Origin of the sequence: Streptomyces sp. TG1A-8, assembly GCF_030499535.1 — a bacterium.
In the GTDB taxonomy this organism is placed as follows: Bacteria; Actinomycetota; Actinomycetes; order Streptomycetales; family Streptomycetaceae; genus Streptomyces.
In genome coordinates this window covers 4,832,800-4,847,224 of the sequence record NZ_JASTLB010000001.1, presented here as the reverse complement: position 1 = coordinate 4,847,224, position 14,425 = coordinate 4,832,800, and the positions used below count along the sequence as shown (strand labels likewise).

Sequence of the window (14,425 nt, the reverse complement as noted above, 5' to 3'; positions counted from 1 at the left end):
GCACAATGGCCCGGCCAGACGCCAGACGTGAGGAGGCAACCGGTGACGATCGCTGGACCGCCCGTGAAGGGCCGCGCGACCCGACAGCGTGCAGCCGTGGCGGCGGCCCTGGACGAGGTCGACGAGTTCCGCAGCGCCCAGGAGCTGCACGACATGCTCAAGCACAAGGGCGACTCGGTCGGGCTCACCACCGTCTACCGCACGCTGCAGTCCCTCGCCGACGCCGGCGAGGTCGACGTCCTGCGCACCGCCGAGGGCGAGTCCGTCTACCGCCGCTGCTCCAGCGGCGAACACCACCACCACCTGGTCTGCCGCGCCTGCGGCAAGGCGGTCGAGGTGGAGGGCCCGGCGGTGGAGAAGTGGGCCGAGGCCATCGCGGCCGAGCACGGCTACGTGAACGTGGCCCACACGGTGGAGATCTTCGGCACCTGCGCGGACTGCGCCACGGGCTGAGGGGTGTCCGGCGGCGCCCCCGGACACCCCCCGGCCACCGGCTACGAGGCGGACCCGCCCTGCGTCGCCGGCGGTTGCTCGTTGGGCACGGCTCCGCCGAACCGGCGGTCGCGGGAGGCGAACTCCAGGCAGGCGCGCCACAGGTCGCGCCGGTCGAAGTCGGGCCACAGCACGTCCTGGAAGACCATCTCGGCGTAGGCGCTCTGCCAGAGCAGGTAGTTGGAGGTGCGCTGCTCGCCGCTGGGGCGCAGGAACAGGTCGACGTCCGGCATGTCCGGGTAGTACAGGTACTTCTGGATGGTCTTCTCGGTGACCTTGGACGGGTCGAGGCGGCCCGCCTTCACGTCCTCGGCGAGGGCCTGCGCCGCGTCGGCGAGTTCCGCCCGGCCGCCGTAGTTCATGCAGAAGTAGAGGGTGAGCAGGTCGTTGCCCTCGGTCTGCTCCTGGGCGACCTGCAGTTCCTTCGCGACCGACTTCCACAGCCTGGGCATGCGGCCCACCCAGCGCACCCGGATGCCGAGTTCGTCGAGCTGGTCGCGGGTCCGGCGGATGAAGTCGCGGTTGAAGTTCATCAGGAAGCGGACCTCGTCGGGCGAGCGCTTCCAGTTCTCGGTGGAGAAGGCGTACAGGGAGATGTTGCGGACGCCGATCTCGATCGAGCCCTGCAGCACGTCCAGGACGCGCTCGGCACCGACCTTGTGGCCCTCGGTGCGGGGCAGCCCGCGCTCCTTGGCCCAGCGGCCGTTGCCGTCCATGACGATCGCCACGTGGTTCGGGACCAGCTCGCCGGGGAGCTTCGGCGGCCGTGCGCCGGACGGGTGCGGTTCCGGCGTCCTGTACTCCCGGCGCCGGCGCCCCAGGAATCCGCGTACGGCCATGTGTCCCTCGTCTCCTCGCCTTGCTTACTTCTCTACGTACCGCAGTGAGCGCAGCCCGCGCTCCAGGTGCCAGTGCAGGTAGGCGGACACCAACCCGCTCCCCTCGCGGACGTACCGTGCCTCGCAGGCGTCCGCCGTCCCCCAGTCTCCCGTAAGCAGCGCCCCCAGCAGCACCAGGGTCTGCGGGGAGGGCACGACGCTGCCCGGCACCCGGCAGTCGGCGCAGACCGAGCCGCCGGAGGCGACCGAGAAGAACCGGTTCGGGCCGGGCATGCCGCACCGCGCGCAGTCGCCGAAGCTGGGCGCGTAGCCGTTGACGGCGAGGGAGCGCAGCAGGAAGGCGTCCAGGACGAGGTGGGGGGCGTGCTCGCCGCGGGCGAGGGTGCGCAGGGCGCCGACCAGCAGCAGGTACTGCTGGACCGCCGGCTCGCCCTCGTGGTCGGTGAACCGCTCGGCGGTCTCCAGCATGGCGGTGCCCGCGGTGTAGCGGGCGTAGTCCGCCACGATCCCGCCGCCGTAGGGGGCGATGGTCTCGCTCTGCGTGCACAGCGGCAGCCCGCGCCCCACCAGTTCGCCGCCCCGCGCGAAGAACTGAACGTCGACGTGGGAGAACGGCTCCAACCGGGCCCCGAACTTCGACTTCGTGCGACGCACACCCCTGGCCACGGCCCGCACCCGGCCGTGCCCGCGGGTGAGCAGCGTGATGATGCGGTCCGCTTCGCCGAGTTTCTGGGTCCGCAGGACGATGCCGTCGTCGCGGAACAGACTCATGGCTCCATTCTGCCCGCCCGCGGGAGTCGCCCGGGCCCGGGGCGGTCCTTCAGGCGGTCCCGGCCCGGCTGAGCACGGCCGCGTGGGCCGTCGCGGCCCGCTGCCACTCGGCCGCGGTGGCCCGGCGGGCGTCCTGCGGCCTCGTGTCCCACTCCCGCCCGCCGCCGAACGGCCGCAGCTGCACGTACGGCCCCTCGTGCCCCATGACGACGCCGAGGCGTCCGGTACGGGTGTCGACGGCACAGGCGCCTACGGGAAGTTTCATCGCGTCCACCCCCGGTCGCTCCCCCGCCCGCGGCGGTTTCACTCTTCGCGTACCCCTGGTGGCCCAGCGTCACCACGTCCGGACGGGTCCCGGCCGCCCGGCCGGCGCCGGCCCGCCGGGACCCCGCGGCGCCCCACCGCCACGGGTGCGCCCGGGACGGCCGCACCATTCGTGCGCGACGCCTTGACCGCCCCCGCGAGCCCTCCTATGGTCACGCTGACCGACCGGACGTAGGACGTCGGATGTCCGCCCTCGCCGCCCCGACCCGCTGGAGGAACCGTGCGCGACGACGTGACCCGCGGCTTCCCGGCCCCGCCCCGCCGGTCCCTCCTCGCGTCCGCGGGAGCGCTCGGCGCGGCGGCCGTGCTGCCGTCCGCCCTGTCGGCCTGTTCCGCCGGACCGCCGTCCACGAACGACACCGGCGGCGGGGGCACCGGACGGGACCGGACGCTGACCGCCGTGATCGGGTACGGCAACGACGGCAGCTGGGACCCGACGCAGACGGCGTCCGCGTTCGCGATGGCCGCCAACAACCACGTCTACGAAGGGCTGCTCGACACCGACCCGATCTCCCGGGTGCCCTACCCGGCGCTGGCGACGGCCTTGCCCGAGGACGCGGACGCCACCACGTGGCGGTTCACGCTGCGCCCGGGCGCGACCTTCCACGACGGCGAGCCGGTCACCGCCGACGACGTGGAGTTCGTCTTCGACCGGATCCTCGGCCCGGACACCCAGACCCTCGCCAGGGGCTTCTTCGCGAGCTGGCTGCAGGAGGCGCGCGCGGTCGACGCGCGCACCGTGGAGCTGGTGCTGCGGTTCCCCTTCCCCGACGGGCTCGCCCGGCTCACCCTGGCCAAGGTCATGCCGCGGCACGTGTTCTCCCGGCCCGGCGCCTGGGACGACGCGGTCAAGGGACTGGCCGTCGGCTCGGGGCCCTACCGGCAGACCGCGCACCACCCGAAGTCGAACACCGTCTTCGAGGCGTCCAGCGCCTACAACGGCCCGCGCAGGCCCGCGTTCCGCCGGATGAACTGGCTGACGGTCGTGGACGCGGCCTCGCGGGTGGCGCGGATCTCCGGGACGGGCGCCGGCGCGCAGATCGCCGACAACATCCCCTACGCCAACGTCCCGAGCCTGGAGCGGGGCGGCCTGAGGGTCGCGGGCGGCGCCGGGATGAACAACCTGTTCCTGATGTTCAACACCCGGCACAAGCCGTTCGACGACGTGCGGGTGCGGCAGGCCCTGCACTACGCCATCGACACCGAGCGGATGGTGCGGGTCGCGCTGAAGGGCCACGGGAAGCCGTCGACGTCGTTCCTGGACGAGGGCAACCCCGCCCACCGGCGGGCCCGGACCGTCTACGGCCACGACCCCGCAAGGGCCAGGGCGCTGCTGAGGGCCGCCGGGGCCGAGGACCTGGAGGTCGAGATCACGGCGGTGAACGTCAGCTGGGTCGTGGACTGCCTGCCGACCGTCAAGTCGTCCTGGGACGCCGTCGGCGTGCGGACGACCCTCGCCCCGCAGGAGACCACGGCCGTCTTCACCAAGCTGGACCAGCGGCAGGACTACCAGGTCGTGGCCGCCGCCTCGAACCCGAACCAGTTCGGCGTCGACCCGGACCTGATCATGCGGTACAACTACGGGCCCGACAACCTCTGGATGCGCTACGCCCGGTGGGCCGGCGACCCGGTCGCCCGGCGGCTGTTCACGGACCTGGACCGGGCGACCCGGGAACCGGACCCGGCGGGGAAGCGGGCGATGATCCAGGACTGCGTCGACGTCGTCGCCGAGCAGGCCGTGCTCTACCCGGTCGTCCACAACGAGCTGATGACGGCCTGGGACCCGCGCGAGCTGACCGGGATAAGGGCGCAGCCCTACCCCGGCGTCAGCCTCCTGCGGGCCTCGTGGGCCTAGCCGCATGACGGCCGTCGTGCGCATCCTGCTGCGCCGGACCGCCCTGCTCGTGCCGCTGCTGCTCGGGATCGTGCTGTTCGTGTTCCTGGTGATGCGCTTCTCGGACGTGGACCCGGCGTCCGCGTTCTTCCAGGGCGCGAACCCGACCCCGCGGCAGCTGCACGACTTCCGGGAGCGCAACGGGCTGCTCGATCCGCTCCCGGTGCGCTACGTCCGCTTCCTCGCCGGGCTGCTCCACGGCGACCTCGGCACCAGCGCCCTGACCCGCGCCCCGGTGGCCGACCAGGTCGCCACCGCGCTGCCGCTCACCCTCCAGCTGACCTTCCTCGGCCTCGGCATCGCGGTGGTGCTGGCACTGGCGGGCGGGATCACCGCGGCGGTCCACCGCGACCGGCTGCCGGACCAGGCCGTCCGGGTCGTGTCGCTGATCGGGGTGGCCGCGCCCGGGTTCTGGCTGGCGCTGCTCATGATCCAGTACCTGGCGGTGGACCGGGGCTGGTTCCCCACCGGCGGCTACGTCAACCCGGCCGACTCGGTCACCGGCTGGCTGAGGACCATGGCGCTGCCCGCCCTCGCGCTCTCGCTGCCGGTGGCCGCGCAGCTCACCCGGATCGTACGGACCTCGGTGGTGGAGGAGCTGGACAAGGACTACGTGCGCACCGCGATCGGCAGCGGGCTGCCGCCCCGGGTGGTGGTCGGGCGCAACGTCCTGGTGAACGCGCTGGTCAACCCGCTGACCGTGCTCGGGCTGCGGATCGGCTACCTGCTCGGCGGCGCCGTCGTCATCGAGACCGTCTTCGCGCTGCCCGGCATGGGCAAGCTGATGATCGACGCCGTGCAGAACGGCGACCCGGCCGTCGTGCAGGGGGTCGTGCTGACCACGGCCACCGGGTTCGCCGTCGTCAACCTCGTCATCGACCTGCTGTACCTGCTCGTCAACCCACGACTGAGGGCGGCCTGATGGTCACGCGCGCGAGCCTCACCGAACGGCCCTCCCGGCCCGGCGCCCGCCTCCGGGGCCGGTGCCGGCTGCCGCTGCGGTCGCGGGCGGCCGTCTGCTTCCTGGCGCTGGTCGTCCTGGTCGCCGTCCTGGCGCCGCTGCTCGCCCCGGACGACCCGCTCGGCCAGCAGGACCCGGCCGGCGGCACCGGGCACCCGTCCGCCGCGCACTGGATGGGCCAGGACAGCCTAGGCCGGGACGTCCTGAGCCGGCTGATGTACGGCGCCCGCTGGTCCCTGGCGGTCGGTCTGGGCGCGACCGGGCTGGCACTGGTGGCCGGCGCGCTGCTCGGGGCGCTCGCGGCCACCTCCCGCAAGGCGGTGGACGAGACGCTGATGCGCTGCCTGGACGTGGTGATGGCGTTCCCCGGCATCGCGCTCGCGGCCGTGCTGGTCGCCGTGTTCGGCGGCGGGATCGGCGTGCTGGTCTGCGCGCTCGCCTTCCTGTTCACCCCGCCGGTGGCCCGGGTGGTGCGGGCCAACGTGCTGGACCAGTACGGGGAGGACTACGTCACGGCGGAACGGGTGATCGGCGCGCGCACCGCGCACATCGTGCTGCGGCACGTGGCCGTCAACTGCGCCGCCCCGGTGCTGGTGTTCTGCACGGTCCAGGTCGCCGAGGCCATCGTCTTCGAGGCGTCGCTGTCCTTCGTCGGCGCGGGCGTGCGGCCCCCCGCCCCGTCCTGGGGCGGTGTCATCGCCGACGGCAGGAACATGGTGCTGACCGGCGGCTGGTGGGCGACCGTGTTCCCGGGGCTGCTGATCCTGCTCACCGTGCTGTCGCTGAACGTCCTGTCCGAGGGCGTCTCGGACGCGTGGGCCGCCCCGGCCGCCCGGGAGGCGGCGGCGCCCGGGGACCGGGGGAAGACCCCGGAACCCGGCACCGGGGAGGTGCTGCGGCTGCCCGGCCTGGCCGGGGCCGCCCGGCGGCTGCGCTCCCGGGCCCGCCCGCTGCCCGGCCCCGGCGCGCGGCCGGTGCTCGCGGTGGAGGACCTCGCCGTCGGCTTCCCGGACCGGCACCGGGGCGTGGACGTCGTCGACGGGGTCGGCTTCGAGGTGTACCCCGGTGAAGTGCTGGGCCTGGTGGGCGAGTCCGGCTGCGGCAAGTCGCTGACCGCGCTCGCGGTGATGGGACTCCAGCCGAAGGGGGCGCGCGTCAGCGGCCGGGTGCGCTTCCGGGAGCGCGACCTGCTGGCCGAACCGGCGCGGGTGCGGCGCCGGCTGCTCGGGCACGAGATGGCGATGGTCCACCAGGACGCGCTGTCCTCCCTGAACCCGGGGATGACCGTCCGCGCCCAGCTGCGGCAGCTCGTCCGGCGCGGGGGCCGGCGCGACCCGCGCGAGCTGCTGGCGCTGGTGGGCCTGGACCCGGACCGCACCCTGCGCAGCTACCCGCACGAGCTGTCCGGGGGCCAGCGCCAGCGCGTGCTGATCGCGATGGCCCTGTCCCGGGACCCGGGCCTGGTCGTCGCCGACGAGCCGACCACCGCGCTGGACGTCACCGTGCAGGCGCAGGTCATGGAACTGCTGCTGCGGCTGCGCGCGGAGCTGGGGTTCGCGCTGGTCCTGGTCTCGCACGACCTGGCCCTGGTCGCCGACGTCACCGACCGGATGGCGGTGATGTACGGCGGGCGGATCGTGGAGACGGGCGTGACCGCCGACCTGGTGGGGGCGCCGGCCCACCACTACACGCGCGGGCTGCTCGGCAGCGTGCTGTCGCTGGAGTCGGCCGAGGAGCGGATGACGCAGATCCGGGGCGCCGTCCCGGCCCCCGCCGGCTTCCCGGCGGGCTGCCGCTTCGCCGACCGCTGCCCGTCGGCCACCGGGGTGTGCCGCACCACCGTGCCCGTGCTCGCGGGCACGCCCGCGCACACGGCCGCCTGCCACCACCCGGCGGTGCGGCTGGCCGCGGCGGGAAGCGGGGGCCCGCGGTGATCGTGGAGGTGCGGGACGCCCACGTCGTCCACCGGGTCCGCGGCGGCGGCCTGTTCGGCCGGGACCGGGTCCACGCCCTCACCGGCGCGGACCTGTCCGTGGCGCCCGGTGAGACGGTCGGCGTGGTCGGCGAGTCGGGGTGCGGGAAGTCGACGCTGGTGAAGGTGCTGGTGGGGATCCAGCGGCCGACCTCCGGGACGGTGTCGTACGGGGGCCGCGACCTGTGGTCGATGCCGCCCGCCGAGCGCCGGTCCACGGTCGGCGCGGGCACCGGCCTGGTCCTCCAGGACCCGTCGACGGCGCTGAACCCCCGGCTGACGGTACGGCGCGTCCTGCGCGACCCGCTGGACGTGCACGGCCGCGGCACGAGGGCCGGACGGGAGGACCGGGTCCGGGAGCTGATGTCCCTGGTCGGCCTCCCCGGGGCCCTCGCCGACGCGCTGCCCGGCCAGTTGTCCGGGGGGCAGCGGCAGCGTGTCGCCATCGCCCGCGCGCTCGCCCTCGACCCCGCCCTGGTGGTCGCCGACGAGCCGACCAGCGCGCTGGACGTGTCGGTCCGCGCGCAGGTCCTCAACCTCCTGCTGGAGCTGAGGGAACGCCTCGGCCTGGCCATGGTGTTCGTCTCGCACGACATCCGGACCGTACGGCGGATGAGCGACCGGGTGATCACCATGTACCTCGGCCGGATCGTCGAGGAGACCCCGGCCGACCGGGTCACCGGCGGCGCCCGCCACCCCTACACCCGCGCCCTGTTCTCCGCCACGCCCGGCCTGCTGGAGCCCGTCCGGCCGATTCCGCTGACGGGACCGGTGCCCTCGGCGACCCGCCCGCCGAGCGGCTGCCCGTTCCGCACCCGCTGCTGGCGGGCCGACGCGGTGTGCGCCGGGTCGATGCCGGACTTCTCGGCCGCGTCGCACCCCGGGCACCGCTACCGCTGCCACCATCCCGTGGAGGACCAACCGACCCGCGACCCCGTGCGCCCAGAGCCCGCCCAGGAGCAGTGAATGAGCTTCCCCGCCCCGCTGACCGGTGTCGTCCCGCCCGTCTGCACCCCCCTGACACCGGACGGCGAGGTGGACGTCCCCTCGTTGCTGAGACTGGTCGACCACCTGATCGACGGCGGGGTGCACGGGCTGTTCCTGCTGGGCTCGACCTCCGAGGCCGCCTTCCTCACCGACCGCCGGCGCGCGCGGGTGGTGGAGGCGGTCGTGGGCCACGTCGGCGGACAGCTGCCCGTCCTGGCCGGGGCCATCGACATGACCACCCCCCGGGTGCTGGACCACGTCGCCGCGGTCACCGCGGCGGGCGCGCAGGCCGTCGTCGTCACCGCCCCGTTCTACGCCCGCACCCACCCCGCCGAGATCGTCCGGCACTACCGCCGGATCGCCGCCGCCAGCCCGGTCCCGGTGTTCGCCTACGACATCCCGTCCGCCGTGCACGGCAAGCTCCCCGCCGAGCTGGTCCTGGGCCTGGCCGCCGACGGCGTGCTGGCGGGGGTGAAGGACTCCAGCGGGGACCTGGCCGCCTTCCGGGAGGTGGTCACCGGGGCCCGCGCCCACGCCGGGTTCAGTGCGCTGACCGGCTCCGAGCTGGTCGTCGACGCCGCGCTGGCGCTGGGCGCCGACGGCGCGGTGCCCGGCCTGGCCAACGTCGACCCGCACGGTTACGTCCGCCTCCACCGGCTGTGCCGGGCCGGCGACCGGGACGGCGCGCGCAGGGAGCAGGAGCGGCTGTGCGCGCTGTTCGGGATGGTCGGGGCCGGGGACCCGGCGCGCATGGGCGGCAGCTCCTCGGCGCTGGGCGCGTTCAAGGCGGCCCTGCACCTGCGGGGCGTGATCGACTGCCCGGTGACGGCCGAGCCGCAGGTGCCGCTGTCGGCGGACGAGGTCGCGCGGGTCGGCGGGTTCCTCGCGGGGGCGGGACTGCTCCAGCGGCCGCCGGGGACGGCCGGCCGGCGGAACCCGACGGTGTCGTAGGGGCCCGCCGTGCCCGTCCGGTGCAGGATCCCGGCCGGGCCGGGGCCGGACGGGGCCGGAGCGGGCGGCCGGCCGCCCGGGGAGCGCCGGGAGCCGGGTGGAGGTGCGGCCGGCGGCGGCAACCGCCCGGCGGGGTGTCAGGACGGGGTCCGCGCGGCGGCCAGCAGCCGGGTCACGTCGTCGGCGCGGATGGTCAGCGCCGCGCCGACGGTGGTCAGGGCGCCGCGTTCGGCGGGGGTGTAGGGGCCGTCGGCCAGGGCGATGCGGGCGCCCTGCAGGAAGAGGGACTCGCGGCCCGCCGGGGCCAGGTGCGGGGCCAGCGGGTCGAGGGCCTCGTGCAGCTCTATGGTCAGGCCGGCCCCGCACGGCCCGCCCAGGACCCGGCCGGTGTCGGCGGCGAGGGCCTCGACCAGGGCGGCCAGCTGGTCCTCCGTGCAGTCGTCGAAGCCGGCCGCGCGGACGGTGGCGGCGGCCGTCTCCAGGGCCGTGCGGGAGGAGGTGCCGCCCGCGGCCAGCACGGCGAGGGCGACGGTGTGCGCGGCGTCGCGGAGCATCGCGGAGAAGCGACGGGTGGTGGGGTGGCCGAGGACGTCGGTGCCGTAGTGGTGGCGGCAGGCGGCGCACTCCACGACCGGTCCGGCCGACCCGCGGGGCAGGACGGGCAGCCCGAGGAGGGTGACGCGGCGGCGGCCGGTGAGCCGCTGGTAGTTGCGGTCGCCCCCGCAGCCGGGGCAGAAGAACTCGCCGTCCCCCACGGGTGTCCACGCGGTGCGGGTGCCCAGGATGCGCACAGCCCTGGTGGCACGGCCGTCTCGTCCCCGTACTGGCAGCACGTCGCACCTCCGTAACCGCACGGCAGCATCGCCGTGCTGGCGTGATGTTAGCCACACCACGGAGCCTGAGTCAGTACCCCGGACGAGACCTTTCCGTGACCTCGTCGGCGCGGTGGCCGATAACCGACGGGGCCCCGGCCGCCGTGCACGGCGGCCGGGGCCCCGAAAGAGCCGGTCAGGGGCGTCAGCGGGTCGCGCGGTTCACCGCGGAGACGACCGCCTTCAGCGACGCACGCGTCGTGTTCGCATCGATGCCGATTCCCCACAGGACCTTGCCGTCGATCGCGCACTCGATGTAGGAGGCGGCCTGCGCGGAGGCGCCCTCGCTCATCGTGTGCTCCTGGTAGTCCAGCAGGCGCACGTCGATGCCGAGGGACTGCAGGGCGTCGAAGAAGGCGGAGATCGGGCCGTTGCCGGAACCGGTCAGCACGGTGTCCACGCCGTCCACGGTCGCCTCGACGGTCAGGGCGTCCACGCCGTCGGTGTCGGTGGTGGACTGGCCCGTCCTGACCTGGATGCGGCCCCAGGGGTTGTCGGGGTTCGGCAGGTACTCGTCCCGGAAGACCGCCCAGATCTCCTTCGGGGTGATCTCGCCGCCCTCGGCGTCCGTCTTGGCCTGGATGAGCCTGGAGAACTCGATCTGCATGCGGCGCGGCAGGTCCAGCTTGTGGTCGTTCTTCAGGACGTAGGAGATGCCGCCCTTGCCGGACTGCGAGTTGACGCGGATGACGGCCTCGTAGGAGCGGCCGACGTCCTTGGGGTCGATCGGCAGGTACGGCACCGCCCACTCGATGTCGTCCACCGTGACGCCCCTGGCCCGCGCGTCGGCCTCCATCGCGTCGAAGCCCTTCTTGATGGCGTCCTGGTGGGAGCCGGAGAAGGACGTGTAGACCAGGTCGCCCACGTAGGGGTGGCGCGGGTGGACCTCCATCTGGTTGCAGTACTCCCACGTGCGACGGATCTCGTCGATGTCGGAGAAGTCGATCTGCGGGTCGACGCCCTGGGAGAACAGGTTCATGCCCAGGGTGACCAGGTCGACGTTGCCGGTGCGCTCGCCCTGCCCGAACAGGCAGCCCTCCACGCGGTCGGCGCCGGCCATCAGCGCCAGCTCGGCGGCGGCGACGGCCGTGCCGCGGTCGTTGTGCGGGTGCACGGACAGGCAGACGTGCGCGCGGCGGGAGAGGTTGCGGTGCATCCACTCGAAGCGGTCCGCGTGCGTGGACGGCGTCGAACGCTCCACGGTGGCCGGCAGGTTGAGGATGATCTCGCGGTCCGGGCCGGGCTGCCAGACGTCCATGACCCCCTCGCAGACCTCCAGCGCGAAGTCCAGCTCGGTGTCGGTGAAGATCTCCGGACTGTACTGGTAGCCGAACTCGGTCTCGGGGCCCAGCAGTTTGTCGGCGTACTCCATCACCAGGCGGGTGCCGTCGACGGCGATCTGCCTGATGTCGTCCCTGGAGCCGCGGAAGACCACCCGGCGGAAGACCGGGGCGGTGGCGTTGTACAGGTGGACGGTGGCGCGGTGGGCGCCCTTCAGGGACTCCACGGTGCGCTCGATCAGGTCCTCGCGGGCCTGGGTGAGGACGGAGATCGTCACGTCCTCGGGGACCGCGCCCTCCTCCTCGATGATCGAGCGGACGAAATCGAAGTCGGTCTGGCCGGAGGCGGGGAAGCCGACCTCGATCTCCTTGTAGCCCATCTTGACCAGCTGGTCGAACATCCGGCGCTTGCGCTCGGGCGACATCGGGTCGATCAGGGACTGGTTGCCGTCGCGCAGGTCGGTGGAGAGCCAGCGGGGGGCTGCGGTGATCCGCCGGTCGGGCCAGGTGCGGTCGGGGATGTCGACCTGCTCGTACCGGCCGTACTTGTGGATCGGCATGGAGGTGGGCTGCTGGCGGTTCGCCATGATCGCGTGGGCTCCTCGAGAAGTCCGGGCTGCCGGTGGTCCGGCGGCTCCCGGGTCCGGATGGACGGCCGACGACGCAACGCCAAGCTCCGCGGGGAGGGGGTCGGCCTCGACTACAGGCCCTCGCCGCGGCAGCTAAGGAGGAGCAGCCCGAAACGCATGATGTTCCGCAGCCTAGCCGAGCCGCACCCGGCGTGCGGGCCTGTTCCAGTATGCGGGACCGCCCGGACAAACGAGACGAAAAGTGCGTCATACCACTTCGTGACCCTGCGTGGCGCCGAATGTCCCGGCATTTCACCAATCACGGTGGCGAGTGGTGACAGGGCCGTCACGCAGTGCGAAGGTGCCCGGTATGACCACCAACGGGGGCTTCCAGCCCGTCTTCTGCACGATCGTGCCACCGCACGTCCTCGACCGGCTCGCCCGCAACGAGGACCCCGCGCTCTCCGGCCCCGCCCGCCGCTCCCTGGAGCACGACGCCCTCCAGCGCACCCGCCGCCGCCTGACCACGGTGATCGGGGCGCCCACGGCCGCCCCGCCCGCGGACGCCGCCGCCGACCGGCCGCACCGCACCGTCTACGACGCCCGGCACACCCGGGACCTTCCCGGCGCCGAGGTCCGCGAGGAGGGCTCCGAGCCGGGTCCGGACGCCTCCGTCAACCGCGCCTACGCGGGCCTCGGGGCCACCTTCGAGCTGTACCTGAAGGCGTACGGCCGGCACTCCATCGACGACCGCGGGCTGCCGCTGGACGCCACCGTGCACTTCGGCGAGGACTACGACAACGCCTTCTGGGACGGCGAGCGGATGGTCTTCGGCGACGGCGACGGCGAGATCTTCCTGGACTTCACCATCCCCGTCGACGTCATCGGGCACGAGCTGACCCACGGCGTCACCCAGCACACCGCCAACCTCACCTACTTCGGCCAGCCGGGCGCGCTGAACGAGTCGCTCTCCGACGTCTTCGGCTCGCTGATCAAGCAGTACGCGCTGCGGCAGACCGCCGCCGAGGCCGACTGGCTGATCGGCGCCGGGCTGCTCGCCCCGCGCGTCACCGGGAGCGCGCTGCGCTCGATGAAGGCGCCGGGCACGGCGTACGACGACGACGTCCTCGGCAGGGACCCGCAGCCGGCGACCATGGAGGACTACGTGCGCACCGGCCGCGACAACGGCGGCGTGCACATCAACTCCGGCATCCCGAACCACGCCTTCTACCTGGCCGCCACCGCCCTGGGTGGCTACGCCTGGGAGAAGGCCGGCCGGATCTGGTACGACACGCTGACCGGCGGCGGGCTGCGGCAGGACGCGCTGTTCGCCGACTTCGCCGCCCTGACCGTCGAGGCGGCCCGGGAACGCTACGGCGCCGGCGACGAGACCCGGGCCGTGCAGAAGGCGTGGGAGGAGGTCGGGGTGCGGACGCCGTGAATCCGTACTACACAGTGACCCATGCGGATTCGAGTACGGCGCACGGGCGGTTTCGCGGGCATCGAGCGCCGGGCCGAGGTGGACACCTCGAGCCGGCCCGACGCCGGTGAGTGGCGGGCCCTGGCCGAACGGGCCCTCGCCGACGGCCGGGCCGCGCCCCCGGCGGGGGTCCCGGACGGCTTCCGCTACGAGATCACGGTGGACGGCCGCACGGTCCACGCGGCCGACCCGCGACTCAGCGAGGACCAGCGGGAGCTGATCTCCCGCGTGCTGAAGGAGGGCGCCTGACGGGTGCCGGCGGCGTCCTCCCCGGCGACCGCCGGGTGCCGCGACGCCCGTGCGGCACCGGGGCGTTGACTCCCCCCACCGCGGTGCCGACGATCCGGCCATGGCGACTGACGCACCGGGCGGCGGCCCGGCCCCGTTCCCGCGCTTCCCGGCCGGTTTCCCGTGGGGCGTCTCGACCTCGGCGCACCAGATCGAGGGGCCGCCGAGGAGCGCGAGGCGTCGGTGTGGGACGTGTTCACGGCCGAGCCGGGGCGGGGGGAGGACGGCTCGACGGCGGCGGTGGCCTGCGACCACTACCACCGCTACCGGGAGGACGCGGCGCTCCTGGCCGGCCTCGGCGTGGGCGCGTACCGCTTCTCCGTCTCCCGGCCCCGGGTGAACTCCCCCGGCGGCCTGGACTTCCACGACCGCCTGGTGGACGAGGTGTGCGCGGCGGGGGTGCGGCCCGTGCCCACCCTCTTCCACTGGGACCTGCCCGCCTCGCTGGACTGGCGGGAGCGGGACACGGCGGAGCGGTTCGCCGCGTACGCGTCCACCGTCGCGGAACGGCTCGGGGACCGCGTCCGGAAGTGGATCACCCTCAACGAACCCGCCGAGCACACGTGCCCGGGGCACGCCCCGGGCACCCACGCCCCCGGCGGGCGGCTCCTCCTCGACGCGCTCCCGGTCGCCCACCACCAACTCCTCGCCCACGGCCTCGCGGTACGGGCGCTGCGCGCGGCCGGGGCGGCGGACACCGGCATCGCCAACTCCCACGGCCCGGTCCGGCCCGCCCCCGCCGGGC

Annotated in this window: 13 protein-coding genes and 1 pseudogene; 9 read left to right on the top strand and 5 right to left on the bottom strand. The window is 74.1% G+C overall.

The features are described from left to right. Positions 1-42: 42 nt before the first annotated feature. Complete coding sequence (locus QQY24_RS21220; protein ID WP_301974291.1) at positions 43-453, top strand: Fur family transcriptional regulator; 411 nt, start codon at positions 43-45, stop codon at positions 451-453. Between the two features lie 41 nt (positions 454-494). Here QQY24_RS21220 and QQY24_RS21215 read toward each other — a convergent pair whose 3' ends face one another. The 3 genes from QQY24_RS21215 to QQY24_RS21205 are packed head-to-tail and all read right to left on the bottom strand — an operon-like array spanning position 495 to position 2,367. Further along, complete coding sequence (locus QQY24_RS21215; protein WP_301974290.1) at positions 495-1,331, bottom strand: isoprenyl transferase; 837 nt, start codon at positions 1,329-1,331, stop codon at positions 495-497. Positions 1,332-1,355: 24 nt separating this feature from the next. Beyond that, positions 1,356-2,102 carry a DNA repair protein RecO gene (gene recO, locus QQY24_RS21210; protein ID WP_301974289.1) on the bottom strand — a complete coding sequence of 249 codons (747 nt, stop codon included), beginning with the start codon at positions 2,100-2,102 and terminating at the stop codon, positions 1,356-1,358. 49 nt (positions 2,103-2,151) lie between these two features. Continuing rightward, on the bottom strand, positions 2,152-2,367 hold the full coding sequence (locus QQY24_RS21205; RefSeq protein ID WP_301974288.1) for a hypothetical protein: 216 nt from the start codon (positions 2,365-2,367) through the stop codon (positions 2,152-2,154). A 279-nt stretch (positions 2,368-2,646) separates the two neighbouring features. Here QQY24_RS21205 and QQY24_RS21200 point away from each other — a divergent pair, with 279 nt between their 5' ends. Genes QQY24_RS21200 through QQY24_RS21180 form a run of 5 tightly spaced genes read left to right on the top strand, consistent with a single transcriptional unit; the run spans position 2,647 to position 9,191 of the window. Beyond that, positions 2,647-4,281 carry an ABC transporter substrate-binding protein gene (locus tag QQY24_RS21200; RefSeq protein ID WP_301974287.1) on the top strand — a complete coding sequence of 545 codons (1,635 nt, stop codon included), beginning with the start codon at positions 2,647-2,649 and terminating at the stop codon, positions 4,279-4,281. Between the two features lie 4 nt (positions 4,282-4,285). Next, positions 4,286-5,242 carry an ABC transporter permease gene (locus QQY24_RS21195; protein WP_301974286.1) on the top strand — a complete coding sequence of 319 codons (957 nt, stop codon included), beginning with the start codon at positions 4,286-4,288 and terminating at the stop codon, positions 5,240-5,242. Beyond that, positions 5,242-7,215: a dipeptide/oligopeptide/nickel ABC transporter permease/ATP-binding protein gene (locus tag QQY24_RS21190; RefSeq protein ID WP_301974285.1), complete on the top strand. Its 1,974-nt coding sequence runs from the start codon at positions 5,242-5,244 to the stop codon at positions 7,213-7,215. The genes QQY24_RS21195 and QQY24_RS21190 overlap by 1 nt, the downstream gene beginning before the upstream one ends. A gap of 2 nt (positions 7,216-7,217) precedes the next feature. After that, entirely contained in the window at positions 7,218-8,219 is a 1,002-nt protein-coding gene (locus QQY24_RS21185) for an ABC transporter ATP-binding protein (protein WP_301976312.1), read from the top strand. After that, positions 8,220-9,191: a dihydrodipicolinate synthase family protein gene (locus QQY24_RS21180; RefSeq protein ID WP_301974284.1), complete on the top strand. Its 972-nt coding sequence runs from the start codon at positions 8,220-8,222 to the stop codon at positions 9,189-9,191. Positions 9,192-9,328: 137 nt separating this feature from the next. Here the strand turns inward: QQY24_RS21180 and QQY24_RS21175 are convergent, their stop codons facing one another. Further along, positions 9,329-10,024 (bottom strand): TerB family tellurite resistance protein, encoded by a 696-nt coding sequence (locus QQY24_RS21175; RefSeq protein WP_301974282.1) that lies wholly within the window; start codon positions 10,022-10,024, stop codon positions 9,329-9,331. Positions 10,025-10,208: 184 nt separating this feature from the next. Then, positions 10,209-11,930, bottom strand: coding sequence for a 2-isopropylmalate synthase (gene leuA / locus QQY24_RS21170; RefSeq protein ID WP_301974281.1), 1,722 nt, complete (start codon positions 11,928-11,930; stop codon positions 10,209-10,211). Positions 11,931-12,282: 352 nt separating this feature from the next. Between leuA and QQY24_RS21165 the strand changes: the two genes are divergently transcribed. The 3 genes and pseudogenes from QQY24_RS21165 to QQY24_RS21155 form a co-directional block, all read left to right on the top strand. Beyond that, a complete protein-coding gene (locus tag QQY24_RS21165) occupies positions 12,283-13,353 on the top strand; it encodes a M4 family metallopeptidase (RefSeq protein ID WP_301974280.1) in 1,071 nt (356 codons plus the stop codon). A gap of 21 nt (positions 13,354-13,374) precedes the next feature. Continuing rightward, the gene (locus QQY24_RS21160; protein ID WP_301974278.1) at positions 13,375-13,641 is read left to right on the top strand and encodes a protealysin inhibitor emfourin; all 267 of its coding nucleotides are present in this window, start codon (positions 13,375-13,377) and stop codon (positions 13,639-13,641) included. 100 nt (positions 13,642-13,741) lie between these two features. Next, positions 13,742-14,415: pseudogene (locus tag QQY24_RS21155) on the top strand (family 1 glycosylhydrolase); the annotation flags it as partial. Positions 14,416-14,425: the final 10 nt, after the last annotated feature.

What these genes read in the sequence shown, in the direction of transcription:
- QQY24_RS21215 (WP_301974290.1), bottom strand. Translation starts at nt 1,331, where the DNA reads ATGGCCGTACGCGGATTCCTGGGGCGCCGGCGCCGGGAGTACAGGACG.
- QQY24_RS21180 (WP_301974284.1), top strand. Translation starts at nt 8,220, where the DNA reads ATGAGCTTCCCCGCCCCGCTGACCGGTGTCGTCCCGCCCGTCTGCACC.
- QQY24_RS21195 (WP_301974286.1), top strand. Translation starts at nt 4,286, where the DNA reads ATGACGGCCGTCGTGCGCATCCTGCTGCGCCGGACCGCCCTGCTCGTG.
- QQY24_RS21160 (WP_301974278.1), top strand. Translation starts at nt 13,375, where the DNA reads ATGCGGATTCGAGTACGGCGCACGGGCGGTTTCGCGGGCATCGAGCGC.
- QQY24_RS21205 (WP_301974288.1), bottom strand. Translation starts at nt 2,367, where the DNA reads ATGAAACTTCCCGTAGGCGCCTGTGCCGTCGACACCCGTACCGGACGC.
- leuA (WP_301974281.1), bottom strand. Translation starts at nt 11,930, where the DNA reads ATGGCGAACCGCCAGCAGCCCACCTCCATGCCGATCCACAAGTACGGC.
- QQY24_RS21190 (WP_301974285.1), top strand. Translation starts at nt 5,242, where the DNA reads ATGGTCACGCGCGCGAGCCTCACCGAACGGCCCTCCCGGCCCGGCGCC.
- recO (WP_301974289.1), bottom strand. Translation starts at nt 2,102, where the DNA reads ATGAGTCTGTTCCGCGACGACGGCATCGTCCTGCGGACCCAGAAACTC.
- QQY24_RS21165 (WP_301974280.1), top strand. Translation starts at nt 12,283, where the DNA reads ATGACCACCAACGGGGGCTTCCAGCCCGTCTTCTGCACGATCGTGCCA.